General features: G+C 77.4%; 1 protein-coding gene. It reads right to left on the bottom strand.

All coding sequences use genetic code 11. The features are described 5' to 3' along the window. The coding region (locus J0670_RS38015) for an amino acid adenylation domain-containing protein (RefSeq protein WP_207817331.1) at window positions 1-1,392 on the bottom strand (1,392 nt) is incomplete at both ends.

The raw sequence follows: 1,392 nt of genomic DNA, 5'->3' as shown, positions 1-1,392 counted from the left end.
CGACGACGGCGGTGGGCACCAGGTGGGCCGGCAGGGCGGAGGCCAGGGCCGTGCGCAGCTCGGCCGGGTCCGGGGCGCGGTCCGGATCGGCGGGCGTGACGTAGCCGACCAGGCGCTCCCGGCCGGGTTCGTCCTCCCGGACCACGACGACGGCCTGGTCGACGGCGGGGTGCGCCAGCAGCGCGGCCTCGATCTCCCCCGGCTCGATGCGGAAGCCTCTGAGCTTCACCTGCCGGTCGAGCCGGCCGAGGAACTCCAGCTCCCCTGCGGCGGTCCATCGGGCGCGGTCGCCGGTGCGGTAGAGCCGGGCGCCGGGCGGGCCGAAGGGGTCGGCGACGAAGCGCGCGGCGGTCAGGCCGGGGCGGCCGAGGTAGCCGCGGGCCACGCCCTCGCCACCGACGTACAACTCGCCGTCGGTGCCGGGCGGTTGGGGCCGCATGGCCGCGTCCAGGACGTACGCCCGGGTGTGCGGCAGCGCGCCGCCGATGGTGGGCGTGCCGGTGCCGGCGGTGAGCGGCCCGGTCCAGGTGGCGACGATGGTGGCCTCGGTCGGGCCGTAGGAGTTGATCATCCGTCGGCCGGGCGCCCAGCGGTCGACCAGCGCGGCGGGGCAGGCCTCGGCCCCGACGATCAGGGTGCGCAGGTGGCGGCCCGCGCCGGCGGGCACGGTGGCCAGCGCGGCGGGCGGGATGAGGGCGTGGGTGATCCGGTGCTCGTCGAGGACGGCGGCGAGTTCCTCGCCCAGCCACGGGCCGTTCGGGGGGATCACCAGGGTGGCGCCGGCCAGGACGGAGCCGAGCAGTTCGAGGACGGAGGCGTCGAAGCTGGGTGACGAGAACTGGAGCATCCGGTCGCCGGGGCGTACGGCGTAGTGCTCGGCGGCGGCCTCGGCGAATCCGGCGATGCCCCGGTGGGTGACGACCACGCCCTTGGGGGTGCCGGTGGAGCCCGAGGTGTAGATCACGTACGCGGGGTGGTCGGTGCCGGTCGGGCGGGGCGGCTCGCTCCGGTCCTCGACGGCCGTCTCCAGCAGTTCGCGGACCGCGGCCGGGTCGTCCAGGACCACCGCGGGGGCGGCGTCGGCGAGCATCAGCGCCCGCCGCTCGGCCGGGTAGCCGGGGTCCACGGGCAGGAAGGCGGCGCCGCTCCGTACGACGGCCAGCTCGGCCGCGACCAGCTCCATCGAGCGCGGCAGGACCAGCGCCACCGTCCGGTCCGGTCCGGCGCCCCGGCGGCTGAGGTCGCGGGCCAGGCGCTCCACCCGATCGGCGAGTTCCCGGAAGGTCCAGGTGCGCCGGCCGTCGGTGAGCGCCGGTGCGTGCGGTGCGCCGGCCACCCGGGAGGCGAACAGCTCGTCGAGCGTCCGGGGCGCCGAGGCCGCGTCGTTCCCCG

Source organism: Streptomyces sp. FH025 (assembly GCF_017427025.1).
In the GTDB taxonomy this organism is placed as follows: domain Bacteria; phylum Actinomycetota; class Actinomycetes; order Streptomycetales; family Streptomycetaceae; genus Kitasatospora.
Note: the sequence above shows the minus strand (reverse complement) of the source record. Positions and strands in the feature narration are given on the sequence as shown.